The 15798-nt window shown below is 41.3% G+C and carries 6 protein-coding genes; all 6 read right to left on the minus strand.

Translation table 11 applies throughout. The annotated features are described in order from the left end of the window. Window positions 1-96: 96 nt before the first annotated feature. The 6 genes from BDD43_RS01105 to BDD43_RS29855 all read right to left on the minus strand — a co-directional run bounded on the left by BDD43_RS01105 (window position 97) and on the right by BDD43_RS29855 (window position 15359). The gene (locus tag BDD43_RS01105; protein WP_121195806.1) at window positions 97-4212 is read right to left on the minus strand and encodes a hybrid sensor histidine kinase/response regulator transcription factor; all 4116 of its coding nucleotides are present in this window, start codon (window positions 4210-4212) and stop codon (window positions 97-99) included. A gap of 270 nt (window positions 4213-4482) precedes the next feature. Next, window positions 4483-5724, minus strand: a complete 1242-nt coding sequence (locus BDD43_RS01110) for an alkaline phosphatase family protein (RefSeq protein WP_121195807.1) — start codon at window positions 5722-5724, stop codon at window positions 4483-4485. 359 nt (window positions 5725-6083) lie between these two features. Continuing rightward, window positions 6084-8237, minus strand: a complete 2154-nt coding sequence (locus tag BDD43_RS01115) for a glycoside hydrolase family 31 protein (RefSeq protein ID WP_121195809.1) — start codon at window positions 8235-8237, stop codon at window positions 6084-6086. 107 nt (window positions 8238-8344) lie between these two features. Continuing rightward, a complete protein-coding gene (locus tag BDD43_RS01120) occupies window positions 8345-10612 on the minus strand; it encodes a glycosyl hydrolase family 95 catalytic domain-containing protein (protein WP_147425539.1) in 2268 nt (755 codons plus the stop codon). 134 nt (window positions 10613-10746) lie between these two features. Continuing rightward, window positions 10747-15057 (minus strand): polysaccharide lyase family 8 super-sandwich domain-containing protein, encoded by a 4311-nt coding sequence (locus BDD43_RS01125; protein WP_162846952.1) that lies wholly within the window; start codon window positions 15055-15057, stop codon window positions 10747-10749. A 152-nt stretch (window positions 15058-15209) separates the two neighbouring features. Next, window positions 15210-15359: a hypothetical protein gene (locus BDD43_RS29855; RefSeq protein WP_162846953.1), complete on the minus strand. Its 150-nt coding sequence runs from the start codon at window positions 15357-15359 to the stop codon at window positions 15210-15212. Window positions 15360-15798: the final 439 nt, after the last annotated feature.

Raw genomic sequence — 15798 nt, forward strand, 5'->3', positions numbered from 1 at the left:
ATTACCCTAAAAGCAAATTTGAGATTCTATTTACTGTGGGAGGGGTGAAATTTCAACCTTTTTAGGGTGGGTTATCGGCCAATCATCAAAAAAACATCAAATAGACGTTGGTTGAGCGTCTCTTGCGTATTCAGATGGCACTTTGCCAAATTGCTTTTTAAACTCTTTACTAAAATATTTCCTGTCTTTAAAACCCACGTTGTAGGCAACATCGGCAACGCTTAACTTATTTTGAGCCAATAGTAAAGCTGCCTGTTTTAAACGTGCCGATTTAATAAAATCGGCAATGTTTAAGCCCGTGAGGGCTTTAATTTTGCGATATAACACGGTTTGGCTCATTGCAATATCGTTCACTAAGCTAATCACATCAAAGTCCGGATCTTCCATTTTGCGTTCAACAATATCCATCAGCTTGTTCAAAAACTTTTCGTCAGGCGATTCGATGATTTTGTTTTTGGGTATTAAAGTAATCTGCTGGGCATATTTTTTCCGCATGGCATGCCGGGCTAAAATTAAATTACGAATATTTAACTTTAATACCTGCATACTAAACGGCTTAGTTAAATAAACGTCTGCCCCTGTTTCCAAACCCTGTAACTGATAAGAATGCGCAGCTTTGGCCGTGAGCAATATTACAGGGATATGGCTGGTCCTATCGTCTGTTTTCAATTTGGAGCAAAACTCCAAACCATCCATTACAGGCATAGTTACATCGCTCACTATCAAATCTGGAATGATCTTGCAAGCCATATCCCAGCCGTCCAAACCGTTGGTACTTTCAATTATCTCATATACTTCGCTCAATGATTCTTTAATAAAGCCCCTTACTTCATCATTATCCTCTACTATTAACAACAACTGTTTTTCTTTGTTGTTAAACTCGGGCACAGGTATGTGCAAAATAGCTGCCGGGTAATCGGGCTCAAGCGGTTTACGATGTTGTATTAATACATCGGCAAATTCATCTTCAGAAAAATGCTCCTTCCCTTTTAATAATGAAACCTCGAAGCATGTGCTGCCTGAATTATCTTCTGTAGCGACCGTACTTTTAACAGTAATCTTTCCTTTGTGTAATTCGGTAATATTTTTTGCCAGCGCTAAGCCTATGCCCCATCCGGAAGACTTGGAAGATTGCTTATCCTGATAAAATTCATCGAAGATAAATTGCTGTGCCGCCGAGGATATCCCATCTCCGTTATCGGTAATGATGATGTTTACCGAATCTGGTTGAGAATCTACCCGCATGATGATTGTGCCTTCGGCCGGTGTGAATTTAAAGGCATTGGATAGAATATTAAATAGTACTTTTTCAAATTGAGGGGCATCAAAATAAACGAAAACATTTTCGCTGGGCGAATGAAATTGGTAGTTAATGTTTTTAGCGGCACTTACACTCTCAAACGACATATACACATCGTAGCAAAACTTTACAATATCCAGCTCAGCAACATGAAGCATCATATGCCCTGTTTCAATGGTTCTAAAATCAAGCAGCTCGTTAACCAGGCGCATCAAACGGTCGGTATTCTGCTTTACATATACAAGCTGGCGGCCAATCAAACTATTGTCCACAGTTAGGTCAATCATTTTTTCAACGGGTGCCAATATCAAAGTAAGCGGTGTTCTGATTTCGTGCGATACCTTGGTGAAAAAATCAAGTTTCATCCGATGAACTTCTTGTTGGCGCTCGCTATTCAGGTGTTCGTAATAAAGGTCGCGTTCAAGCCTCGCCTGCCTTCTAAAAAAACGAATAAGTAGGAAGAGTACTCCTGCAAAGCATATCGCATAAATAAAATATGCCCACCAGGTTTTATATAGCGGTGGTAATATCACGATATGCACACTTGTTACGTCGTTAGTCCAATACCCATCATTATTACCGGCCTTTACCAACAGATCGTAATCGCCAGCGGGTAAGTTGGTGTAGGTGGCATTGGGTACCTTAACATAGTTCCAGTTTTTTTCGAAGCCTTGCAGCTTGTACATGTATTGGCCGCCGCCTTGCTGGTTATAATCCAGAGCGGCAAAATCGATGCTGAAAACATTTTGCGCGGCGGTAAAAGTGATGCTTTGGGTTAAACTGATATCTTGTTTAAGCAGGTTCGTATTGTCTTTAATACCGACAGGCTGATTAAATAACTTGAGGCTTGTGAATCTAACAGGTGACGCTATCCCGCTTTCTTTGATCTGCCTGGGATTAAAACTGATCAATCCGTTATAGCTGCCGAAATATAAATTACCACTTGCATCTTTGAATGATGAATTGTAGCTGAATTCATTTGTAGGCAAACCATCGGCAACGGCATAACTTTTAAATTTTTGGGTAACTGTATTAAATTTTGCTAAGCCATTATCAGTACTAACCCAAAGACAATGATTTTCGGATGATTGTATGTTCAGTACGTTGTCGCTGGGTAAGCCGGATTGCATTTTATAGGTTTTAAAGGTTTGTGTTTGCGGATCATAGCGGCTTAACCCACCATGAAAAGAACCTACCCAAATGGCACCATCACTATCTTCATTAATACAATTAATATATCCCTTTCTTAAAGTTTTCTCATCCGTTTCATCTATTTTAAACCAGGTAAATGTGGTTGAACCGGCTTTCATTAAGTTAAGTCCGCCGGTTGTACCCACCCATATATTATGGTGGCTATCTTCATATATACACCTGATACCATAACTGCTCAAACGTAGTGGTGTTGAAGGGCTATTTATATAGTTACGGAATTGATGCAACCTTTTATCGAAAATATCAAGCCCTTTGGACGTACCAACCCAAAATCTGTGAAAGCTATCCTCAAATATACAACTCACAATATCGCTGCTTATTGAATATGGGTCAGACTCGTTATGGCGGTGATGTTTAAATGAATTGGACGAAGGCTGAAACAGATCTAAACCTCCTCGGTGTAAACCTATCCAAATGTTATTATCGCCATCTTTAAAGATAGCCTTTACAAAGTTGGCACTTATGCTACCGGCATTTTTAGGGTCGTTGTTATAATGAGTAAAAAGTTGGTTTTTTTTATCAAAATAGTTTATACCTTTTCCTTCTGTACCTATCCAAAGATTTTGTTTCGCGTCTCCAATAATCGTACTAACAACGTTTCCGCTAATACTATTTTTATACTTGCTTGCCTGGTAAATAGTAAACGGTATTGCGTTAGGATGAATAATATTGACACCCCCGAACATGGTGCCAATCCAAACTGTGCCATAATTGTCGATATAAATATCTTTAATAGAGTTATCGCTTAAACTATTGCGATTTTCGATATCGTGCTGATATAGTTTAAATTCCTTTTTATCCTCATCAAACAGGTTTAACCCGTCCATTGTTCCTATCCATAATACGCCGTTTTTATCAGTTATAATTTTACGTATATCATTATTAATCAAACTATTGCTATTTGAAGGCTCGTGCTTAAAATGACTAAACTTAGACGTTTTGGGGTTAAACAAATTGAGCCCGCCGGTTTCGGTGCCAATACAGATGTTTCCTTTACGGTCTTCAATTATCGTTTTTACGGAATTACCATCCAAGCCATCAGGGTCCGTTGGCGAACTGGTGAAATTTTTAAATACATACTTCCCGTTTTTAAAACTAATGCGGGTTAGCCCCTCTGTAGTTCCTACCCAAATATTCTGAGCGCGATCCTGGCAAATGGCATATATTTGATTACCGGCTAAACCCGCTTTAGTTAGAGTACCCTTATAAAAATGGATAAACTTACGCGATGTTGAAGAACTTAACATATTAATGCCCTTATCGCCCCCAAACCAAAGCCGCCCACTGGCGTCCTGATAGCTACAGTAAATATTGTTGCTGTTTAAACTACCCGGATCTATGTTTTTTTGTAAAATACGTTCAAATGAATCGCTTTCGGGAATATACCTGTTTAAGCCTCTTGATGTACCTATCCAGATATTTTTCCCTTGATCTTCAAAAACAAAAAAAACGTAGTCATTACAGCTGATACTACTGGAATCGGCTGGGTTATAGTTGTAAATTTTGATGTTCCGTGCGTCATATCGGTTAAGCCTGTCGCGGGTACCAAACCACATGTACCCTCTGCTATCTTTAAGTACAGATAGCACTGTACTTTGGGAAAGGCCGTTACTTACAGAAACATGATCAAAAGAAAACTGGCTAAACGATAGGTTTACTAAAATGAACTGTAAAATAATAAGAATTAAGATCTTTTTCATACAGCGCTAGCAAGTTAATTGTAACCTTTATTACCCTAAAGTTAAAAAAGATTTATAGTTAAATACATAGTAATTTAAGGAAGGCGAATGGCCGCATTGTTACCAGGCTATTAACCGACCAACACCAACTAAATATTACCAAAAACCGCTTAACGAAATTTACTTTGTTGCTTTCGCAAATATGTGCGTAAATACTTTAAAACAATAGGCTGAACGATGGCCAACCAATCTTTTATTATAAGAAGATATCTATTTAGCCAATAGTGGTTTTCATTTAGCCGACACCGGCGCTGGTGTTACCCAGGTGTTAAGCATATTGTGCGGGGCTTCAACCACCAACTTATAAAAGGATGAGGGGTATCTGCTTACATCAACCGTTGCGTGTTTCTGTCCAACCGGAAATTCACCAAGCAACATGTAATTATCTTTGCCGCCCGTTTTATAATTATTGGTTGTTGCCACCCAAATTTTTACGTTACCAATCTTGTCAAGTGCTTTCCAGGTTACAACCAGATTACCTTGCACGAAATAAGAATGCAGTTCCGCAACAGAAACAGGCCCCATTAAAGGTGTTCCATCCAGTTCATATTGTATCTCTTTAGCAGGTTTAACATTCATAAATCTTGTAATGGTGGGCAACAGATCAACTGCCGAAGGGTTATAGGTAGTGGCATAGGCATTCAGATTTTTCTTATTGGTAACCAGCCAGGTATTCCGTTGGCGGTCTGTTTGACCGCCATGTTTTTTTCCATCCAATTCTGTTCGTCCGTGGTCTGTGGTGATCAGCAACAACCAGTCTTCATGAAAATGCTGCTCGCGGTATCTGATGGCTTCGTAGATCAAACCTATTTCCTTATCCACGCGTTTGAGGGCATCAACATATCCGGGACTATCGCCAAAACGGTGCCCCTTACTATCCGTCTCCTCCAAATAAACCCATGACAGATCGGGCGCATCACGTTTGATGGAACCTGCAGCCTCAGTGGCAACCAATTTATCAATCTGGTAAAACTTGTCGCCAAACTCATCTACTTTAAACCTAACCGTATCTCTTTCATAACCATCGTAATGAATGTCTACTTTAAGGTTACCGGTTTGCGGCAGGCCATCGCCCAACAGTTTGGTCCGGTTATCTTCCCAAGTTGAATAAACGCCGATTTTTTTACCGGGATACTGATTTTTAAACAGTTTGAAAATTGTTGGATAATGATAATCGGGATCTTTGATCTGGTTGTCCTTCACATTATGCTTATTCAACCAAACACCGGTGACCACATTAGCGTAACCCGGGGAAGAAATGGTAGGCGTTTCATTATAGGTACCCAGGTCTCCACCTTGATGCATCCGTAAATAAGCGCCATCAGCGGCAATGGCTTTCATATACGGCGGATCTATTTTTTCCATTACATCTGCCGGAACGCCGTCCACAATAATAAAAAGCGCTTTCTTTTTCTGGGCCATACCCTGAAGGCTGACGAGGATAAAAGCAAGTGATAATATTTTTTTATACATTTTTCATCTAATTGATTGATTGAAACTTCTGTAGTTTTTGAGCTTGCGATTGATAAAACCGATTGGCTGGCATCAATATTTTTTATAATTTTTCCGATGCCTCAATATGCTTTACCGATATCATTTTACAGTTACAACCTTCCGGATACTTTTTTTACATATATATTGCCTTTTATAAAATAACCAGTCGGCGGCAAACTAAATTTAACTTCCCAAATAAGAGTATAAGTTTCTCATCTAGTATTCAAAAAAACCTGGCCTGCATCAAATTCTTATTGATGCCTCGGCCAGGCACTCCTGTTATCTAAAACTTCGTTCTCTCAAACAACCGTAAAATTTAGATGTCTACCATAAAACAATTAATTGGTCATCATTTTAAATGTTACTTTACCAACCGTATTAGGCTTACCGGCAACTGCGTTGCTGATACTGCCAATTATTTTACCATTGGCCTTTGTTACTTTTATTTCCCTGAAACTGTATGCACCACTCTCATAATTAAAAGTCTCGCCATCATCGTCGTACAACTTATAATAACCCGGCATTTCGCCATAATATCGCACCTCGATATCTACTTGCTGGTTAATTTGGGGCGCATGAAGCATAGATGGCATCATGGGAATAATACCGCCATCTTTAACATAAACCGGTATTTTATCAAGGCCCGGTATTACCGTGATCACCTGTCCGTCACCTGCAAATTTGCCGGTATAGAAATCGTACCATTTACCTCTGGGTAATATTACAGTGCGCCTTGTTTCGCCGGTAAACATGGGGGCTACCAAAATATTTTCGCCTGCCATATACTGGTCTTTTATCTCTTTCAGCACAACGCTTTCGTACGGATTTTCTTCCAGGTTTATTTTCTCTTTTTCAACCGGCTTTTCTGCCGGCATACTCTGGAAGCCCGGCTCAAGATTCATCGCCCTGAACGGAGGTATGCCTTTAAAATGATATTTGGCAAACTCGCTGTACCAATAGGGCATCATCTGCATCCTCAAGTTTGCCAATTGCTTTATCTGTTCGGCAACTTCGGGATAACTCCAGGGCTTTGTGCCGCTAGCCCAGGCGTTGATCATAGCCATTGGCGAAAAAATATTCGATTGAAATCTGCGTAGCCACTCTTCAGCAGTTTTAGAGGAGCGCACCTCGGGCGTCCACAACACCCCAGCAAATCCGCTATTGATAAGCGCGGTAATAAAATCCTGGTGATTATAATAATCATTATAGATCACATAGGGCAGTGATGCTCCTCCTCCGTTTGATGCTCTCACCAATCCATAAGTCCGCTGGTTCCGACTGTGGTATAGTTCTGTAACATAGCGCTGCATCATCAGCCCGTAAGTTTGGCGCAATTCCTCAGCACTATTGCCAGATGGAAAAATGGCCACATCTGGCCATAAATAAGCATCGCCACCATCAACCTCGTCAATTTTATAACCACCTACTCCTATGTCTATTTTATTTTTATCCAGCGCACCAAAAAACAAATCCCTGGCTTTAGGTAGGGTTAAATCAACAACTGCCCCGTTCCATACGGTGTGGGTTGCTATATAAGGTAATATGTTGTTATAAACGGGAGCCTGTGGCGAAACATAAGGGTTGGTCCACAAATTAATGCGGATATTTTTTTTCAGCATATCTTGCACAAAAGCCTTCGGCTGGGGGAAACGGGTTTTGTCCCACTCAAAAGTACAAGGGTAAGATTTGCTTTGCCAACCAGGTTCAAGTCCTATAAAATCCAGCGGATATCCTTTGTCTTCAAAAGCCTGGGCTTCGGCGGCAACACTTGCAGCGTCGGCTAACCGTTGCATCCGTTGGGTAAATCCAAGGCCCCAGCGCGGAGGTAAACAGCCACCGCCGTTTAGTAAATTATAACGCTGTACCACATTCATCATAGTAGGGCCGCCAAACACATAAATTTCTGCTCCTGAGGCTGGCACAAGCATTTCTACCGCGTCTGAATATGGGTTCGGTTTCCAGTCTTTATCCAAATTACGATCCTTTATTTCCGGCGGCGTTTTACTATCCACCCTTACCGCGGTGCCGGCATAAACCTTAATGTAACGGGCGCTGTTGATAAAAACGCCATAGCCCTTGGTAGAAACATAAAAAGGTGTTGGGCAATGAGTATGCCCACCATCCCTGCCTGCATAATTATCCACATGCAGGGTTATGATTTTACCACGCTGATGTATTGTTTGAAAATTTAAGCCGAAGCCATAAAGCTGCTCTTGGGTATCTAATGGAAAACGCAGATATGTTTTGCCGTCTATTATTGTGGCCTTGATCTCATCTTGTGGCAACGGGAACTCCGTAGTTCCCATTTCGGCCAGGCCTGCATGGTATGGCACCGCCCCTGCCGTTTTGAGCAGGTCTAACCCATCCGGATTACCTGCAACAGCTTTCCATATTCCGGGTTCAACAACTGTCCAGGTTAATTGCTGGGCGCAGCAGGTATCGGCTATCGTAAACAGCAATAAACTAAAATACAAGGTTCTAAAAATCTTCATAATAAGGCTTAATGAATAATGAAATAACTTAAAGGTGGCTTACTAATAATTAATGGTATGTGAGCCAACATTTAAACGCAACAAGAGCGGATATGCAGCTTGTAACATTACCTATGCTTACCGAAAAAATTACGCTTAATATTATCACCATTGGTATACGCAATTTTATAGCTAAGATCTTCCGACCGGCTATACAAGTAAGCTACACATCCCTGCGGCATATTTAAACTATAAGTACCGTTACCTTTATTTGTTATTTGTACCTGCTGCTTGCTTTGTACTTTTATTTCGCCAACCATACCGGGCTTTATATCAAGTGAACCGCCATGCAAACTTTCTATCTTCACCCATTTGGTAAGGCCATTTTTACGCACCGCACTAAGAAGGAATGCGCCCTCGGTGCGCAAGTTTTCAAATGAAGCATCCTTCCAGATGGCCGGCAGAGCCGGAAAAACCCTCGCGGTATTATTCCAATATTGCAGGTACATTTCTTGTATAGTGGCGCAAGCTGCTAACGGCGTTTCTATAACGGGACCACTTTCCAGGTACATGGTATTGGGCTTTACATATTTATCTATAAGCTGATTAAGGCAGTTAAGTGTTTTATCGCCTTCGCCCATCATGGCATAAATAGATCCGCCGCCGGTATAAGAATATCCCTGCAAGGATTGCGGAAAACTATGCCACCGTGCTAATGATTTGCTAATTACTTCTCGGTCGGCTATATTATCCCAGTTAATTTCGTACAAGGGATAGATCATCAGCAAATGCGAGTAATGCCGGTGCGACTGATTGAAAGGTATATCTTTAGCTATCATATATCCATTGGCATCTTGTGGATAAGGTGTGAGGTTTTGCAATACATCGTTCCATTGTGTTGCAAGAGGATCGTTCTGTTTAAGTTCGCTATTTAATTGTAGCAAAATTTTGCATCCCCACCGCAACAGCGCAAGCGAATAATTGGTATCATATCCTGTTCCTCCGGGATATTCTGGCGAATACGTTTTTACAGACAAATGCCATTGCCCCGTTGCATCTTTTTCAAGGAGATGCAGGTAATAATTAATACTGCGTTTTAATAACGGGAATAAATTATCGGCCAGTTTTTGATCCATGCTGTACCGGTATTGTTCCCAATAATAATAAAGTATCCAGGTTAGGTTGCCCAGTTCAGCATATCCGTCTGATACGTTTTCGAAACTGCCACGTTTCAAATCGATTGACGCAAGCATATCATCGCCGCCTGCCCTACCAATAGCCGCAGAATTATACCGGTACTCCTGAGGTACATTTTTCACTAGATTGTCTTTATTAGCATCGATCATGTTAATCAGCGAACTGGCAATATCCAACCTATTTGAAGTGTACAACGGACTGTATGTTAACTGAATATTTAAATTATACCAGTATGCAGGCCACGGTGTTGGCTTTAACCACGGGCCTATAAGATCCAACGCTGGCTTATTTGCGCGAGTTGCTGATGCAAGTTTGTATTGCTGAATCCAATAGAAGCTTTCGATACGTTTATCTGGTATGGCAATAAAGCTTTTTTTATAGTAGTTATGCCACCAGTCCCTATGATCTTGAATAGCTGCTTTTATTTGAACCGCATTAAAACGGGAAAGAAGGGTAAAAGCCTGACCGACAGATTGTTTATCTTTTAGCGAATTTGCTACGGTAATGAGATATTTACATCCTGATCTACCGGGTATTTTTTTCCATGCGGTGGTAAAGCCTCCGCCGGCATATAATTGCTGGTTATACAAATTTATATCAGCTCTAACACTTTTTATGGCTTCGGGGTTTGCTGTATAATTTGCTGGCCTTCCATGTGTCTTTGCGCGCGGACTAACTGGTTCATCAGCAACCCACTCCCAGGTAAAACCTGCTTCCTGGCCGGTACAGGCAGCATCAAAATAAATGATATTAGTTTGCGAAAAGGTAAGCTCGGTAAACGATATAGCACCTTTATCTGTAAGTATACTACCTCTCAGTTCGGCATTCCAAAGATCAAGCCTTGCTGTTATTTTTTTAATTTTCCCCAGGGGCTTTATAATAAAATGCCCTATTGGCAATCGGGCTTTGGCAAACAAGGCGGGCATCGAATCGATACGATGATCGCGCACATCGGTGCGGCCAATATCCATACGGATGGAGTTGGCATCATTAAGATAGATCATTGTGCCAAGTAAGCCGTTGCCTGTAAATGCACCCTCATGCCATGCGGTAGTAAGAGTATCATAAACCATATCACTTCCAGATAAAAAGTGTTTCCAGTTAATAACCGATGGTTGTTGTGCCCTAAGATTTAAATTGCAGGTTAGGAAGAAAGCTATTGCAAGTATGCTGATTCTGTAAATTGTGCTTTTAGTCATAAATTTACATGCCATATGTAGCGGCTGTTTTACCATATTCCGTCTCACTATCAGGGTGTAATAAAAAGTTTAACCCGAGTTATTTATCGTAATGTTTGTTGATTTAGTTATTGCCTCCGTTAAAATGCGATGGTTTACAATTTGATAATTTTCCCTAAGCCCTGTACACCCGAGCGGCTCAAATAAACCACATAAGTGCCTGGCGGGCGGCCTGAAAGATCGACCTCAATGGTATTTAACCCTTCAGACAGCATTTTAGTAGCTTGCCAAACAATTTCACCCTTTGCATTGATAACTTTAACATATGCAGATTCCGTTTTTTTTGCATTTAGACTGATAGTTGCCTTACTGTTAGTAGGGTTGGGCGATATGTTAAAGGTTGCGCCGCTTTTGACAGGATTGGATGTTGAGGTGGAAGAAGCATTATTCAAACTCAATTTCACCGTTGCCACGTTACCGTCAGAAGTTGCCCCATCTTTATTCGCAGCTCTTATGTAATAGTATACTTGTGTTGCATCTGATAAAACACGGCTATCGGTGTATTGATAACTTGAACCCGAATTGGCGTTAACCGAAGCAATCTCGTTGTAATTTTTACCATCAGTGCTGCGCATAACAGTAAATTTATTGGTTGAGCTATTAGCCGTAACACCCCAGGAAAGGACAGCATCTTTGGCTTTACTTTGAGCCGATAAGGGCAACATTGCTCCGGGTATGATCTCATTCTTAACTAAAGTTAACGTAGCCGGAAAACCATCATGTACCGTAAAGCTTACCGTTGAAGAATTAGTGTTTAAAGTAATGCCCGCGCCAGTAGCATTATCCACTGCATGCCATAGGCCGGTTATGCCCAACGAAATTGTACTGGCGGTAGATACCCAAGTACTGGCGGCATTGTCAACAGCTTTTAGATCGGGATTTGCAACAGAAATAAATAAAGAATCGGCACTTTCGCGGATGCCAACCAACGCACGATTTGATATACTCTGCAAATAACCTGTATTGATATCCGTCTTAGGTAAAAAACACACGTAAGAAGTAAGCTGTTGCGGAATGTAAAGCACTGCATGTACAGAATCAGTCTGTTTTAATATTGAATAATAACTTCCAGACGAGAAAGAAGTGGCTAGTGCCTGCATCTTCGCCGGGGTAACCGCCGGTACAACTACAAATTGGTATTTTGCGCCAGATGGCTGCGTGCCATGTTCAAACCAGGATTTACTAACATTTGCTGTAGCGGTGGTGGTAGCATTATCTACCGAATTTATGGGTGTGGTTTGGGTGCCCCGGAAAACCCGGATACTACCGTTTCCTTGTGGTATATAAAAGCCTGTTGTTTGCCCGTTCACCAGCCATTGAGATGATGAAGTTGTAGATAGTGTTTGATCTGTTGCGGCAGACTGCGCCGTTGCAGAATTTATATAAATTGCCGGATCGGTTGCTGTACTTACGCTCTGAAACAAAGTTGTTATTACCGGATCTGTTGTATTTGAAGCAATAATTCCGCTACCCAAACACACCATTACACTATCAAATGTAAAAACCGACTTCCTGAAGTTGAGGCCGCTTGTTGCATAACGGGTGCCGGGGTTTTGCGTAAAGTTCATCCCAAAAATACCATTATTGCCCATACTTAACGCACCGGCAAAGGCGTCGCCCTGATATTCTGAAGCTGTACCCGAAATAAGAGGCTGTAACAGCGTCCAGCTTTGTTTTACACTGGTTGTTCCGGGCATCATATTCCAATCCCATCCCGCACCGGCGCTTATATACCCTGTAGAGGTGAGGTTACCGTCGTATAATACTTCAAGTGCACCGTAACTCTGATAACGGCCATATCGATTTGCTCCGGTATAGATCTCAGAACCAAACATGCGGTCCGTTAATCCCCGCATAACAGCCACCCAATTATTTTTACGCTGTATGCCGGTTTGCGAATAATTTAACTGATAAAATCCATCCAGGTTGGGTGTGGTTACCGCATAAGTATTGGTTTTAAAAATGTAATTATAAAATGCTGCCAGTTGTGGCTCGTAGGCCTGACCCGTCAAATCGCCACCAACCTCAACAAGCTGCCTCACGTTTAAAGCAGCAACAGATATGCTGGACTGAAATGGTGCCCTACCCGAGGCCGAATTTGGAATTAATGTACCCTTGGAGGTTTCCAAAAACAGGTTACGTATGGCAAACGACATATTCTGATAAGCGGTATTTGATATTTTGAACGGCGTCCCTTTAAATTCATAGGCACGGATTATCCAGGTGCTAAAAGCATACATATAACTTATATGCTGAGAGTTATGATGAAATCCCGAACCGTCGGGCTTAATGCCATCTCTCGCTCCCTGCCCCGGATAGGTAAATTGTTCGAGGTAACGGCTCACAGATTTAAGGTCGCGGGTAATTTCCGCGTTTGAATTGCCCAATAAAGCTAATTCGGTTACAAAGTTTGATTTAACATGAGTATAGTCGGTACTTAAACCTGGGGTAAATGTGGTTTGATAAATACGATTGTATTCGTTAGACCATTTCAGCATTTTCATCACATCTGATTTTGTTGTGCTATCCAGATAAGGCAATGCCTGTAAAAAACCAACCGGAAATGCACGTGCAGAAGTATAATCGCTGTAAGCTATAATATTGTCTCCCCCTTCTGATACACCCTGATCGATAAGATGTTCTACCAACAAACGAAGCTTGCTTAAGGCATCTGTATCACCATTAAGGCCATAGGCACTTGCCAAAGCACCGCAATGGGTTGACAACAGCACCAACGTATCAACATTACTGGTTGCGCTTATCCCACGTCCTTTAATAGAATTGTCGGCATTTCTGGTTATCCCGCAATTGGCAACGTATGTTTTGGCTGCCAGTAAAGCTGCCGCGGTAACTGTGCTTAAAGTTCGGTTATAAAAAGTTTTAACCTGAGTTATACCAGCAAGTTCTTGCGAAGATGGCGTGGTTGCCGCCATATCGGGAGTGTTCAGCCAACTTTCAAGTGCGCCCGAGACATCCGCAGTTCTTTGAAAATGCTGATAATCCAATCGCATATGCGGGCCAGGCGTGCGTGTTTCAGCGTTTAGAGAAAACTGCACTTCATCTACGTAAATCACCGCCTGCCCGGTTCCGCCGGCAGGCCTGTAAATAATGTTTACTTTATCGAGGGCAAAACTTGATGCAGATTGCAGGCCATAATTGTAGTCGTAACGATAACTGCGATGATAATCCCGCCAGCCTTTATAATTGAGCAGCATATGCCCTTCCCGTTGTACATTCCCTGCTGCATCTAAAAACTGAAATACCAGGGTATCTGCGGAGATGGCTTTACTATAGATATGTATCTTAGCCGAATTTGCCGAATAATACCAGATATCGGCCGCAGAAATACCCAGTGCGGAAGCCGATAACTTACCCCCTGCATTAGTTGTCCACTTCCATGCATTTCTCCCCCCTTTAACATGTTCATTACTTAAAACAAGTGAAGATGCACCGCTAACCGACCATTTTGATGGTGCCGCGCTATCAAATGTGTCGGTTGTTAAATAAGATAATACCGGATAAGAAAGTGTAATATTGCCCGTTGCACCAGCTCCGCCAGTAGCCGAAAACAAGAAAGAATTCAGCGTTGTACCATTGGGCATTGCCTTAGATGTTCCTCCCGATAAACCTGAGTTGCCGTTTACTTCGATAGAGCGTGGGTAATCGCTGCCTATTTTTGTACCATTAACCCAGATATGAAATGTATTTTGAGGTAAATTATACGAAACACCACCACGTGTATAAGTTTTTGCTGTTGCCGAAGTTGAATTATTGCAATAAACTTCCACATTATAAGTCCCCCCTTTAGCAAAAGTGGTAGCATCAATTGTAGTATACGTAGTAATTGTTAAAGAATCGGCACCCAGGCGATATGCGAAAGTAATACCCGTTGAGCCCGCCGTTGTTACAGGAGCCCATCTTAACACCGTAAACAGCTCATTACTTGCCCTATTTACACTATTGTTACTTACAGGATTAAACAGATTACCATTATTATGGCCGATGGCGTACATATAAGATCCAGCATCTGCAGTACTGATGGAACTGCTAAACTTTATAGTAAAGGAGTTCAATACAACATCTGTTGCAGACGGTATATCATTTGCAGAATACCTCACCATATTACTGGTAGGAAGCTGCTCAGTTATGGTGTGATTATTGTTTAGCGTAAAAGCCCCATTAGCAGCACTACCACTAATATACACACCGGTATTTCCTCCAGATGTAACCGGTAAAAATCCGGCGGTTGATGCTGTGCTTGTAGATGACTTATTGGTACCGGGAGTATTGGTATACGAGTTTGTTATTGTACCAAAATCGTAAGACCATTGGGCTACATTAACCCACTGAGCCCTTGCCAAATCCGTATTCAGCAATAAAAACAAAAAAAGTAAAATTCTTTTCATAGTTTGATAACTAATGGGTGGATTTATGCAAACCCCGAATGGATTTAAATAACGCATCCGGATTTGTTGATTGGTGTGTATTTACAATTAAGGGATGATATAAGAAAACGCCTAAATAGTTAAAAGTAAAATCGATAATTTTTACCACTGGCTTAAATTTCACGTTGGGTTAGCTTTAGTGTTGCTTGCTTCTCTGTAGCTCCTTCAATAAATATTATCAAATTACCGGGTGATAACCATTGTGCGCATACTGCGTTTGCATCAAGTGTGACTGATAATGCGTAAACGATTTTTTTTATCATAATTTCAATTAGTTAAGTAAAATACGTTCGGGTTCCTTTAAATAAACGGGCCTGCCTTAATTAGAGGCGTTCAACCACCCCCGGCTCGGTTCACTGGATTCTGAAATCAGGTTGCTTAGAAAGAGCCCAGGTGATTACGCATTCAAATTTATGCGCATTATTATTTCCCCAGGGGGCTACCATCGGTTAAATGAGGGTGATAAATTCGTTATTTTAAATATCATTATAAGCAACCAGATAATCCACACATGGAAACATCAAAAAAACCTATGGTATGAGTAGGGGGTATTTAGAAAGGAGGAGGTTATAAAATATAAAGTAGTTATACAGAGATGCATGAGATACGGCCCATCAAAAAAAAAGGGGAAAAGTTATCTTTTTGATAACCTTTCCCCTCTGGTAGCCCGTAGGGGAATCGAACGGGATTCTTAACCTATTG

The sequence above is a fragment of the Mucilaginibacter gracilis genome (assembly GCF_003633615.1).
In the GTDB taxonomy this organism is placed as follows: Bacteria; Bacteroidota; Bacteroidia; order Sphingobacteriales; family Sphingobacteriaceae; genus Mucilaginibacter; species Mucilaginibacter gracilis.

Coding starts and splice junctions, on each gene's coding strand:
- BDD43_RS01110 (WP_121195807.1), bottom strand. CDS start 5,724: ATGTATAAAAAAATATTATCACTTGCTTTTATCCTCGTCAGCCTTCAG.
- BDD43_RS01115 (WP_121195809.1), bottom strand. CDS start 8,237: ATGAAGATTTTTAGAACCTTGTATTTTAGTTTATTGCTGTTTACGATA.
- BDD43_RS01105 (WP_121195806.1), bottom strand. CDS start 4,212: ATGAAAAAGATCTTAATTCTTATTATTTTACAGTTCATTTTAGTAAAC.
- BDD43_RS01120 (WP_147425539.1), bottom strand. CDS start 10,612: ATGACTAAAAGCACAATTTACAGAATCAGCATACTTGCAATAGCTTTC.
- BDD43_RS01125 (WP_162846952.1), bottom strand. CDS start 15,057: ATGAAAAGAATTTTACTTTTTTTGTTTTTATTGCTGAATACGGATTTG.
- BDD43_RS29855 (WP_162846953.1), bottom strand. CDS start 15,359: ATGATAAAAAAAATCGTTTACGCATTATCAGTCACACTTGATGCAAAC.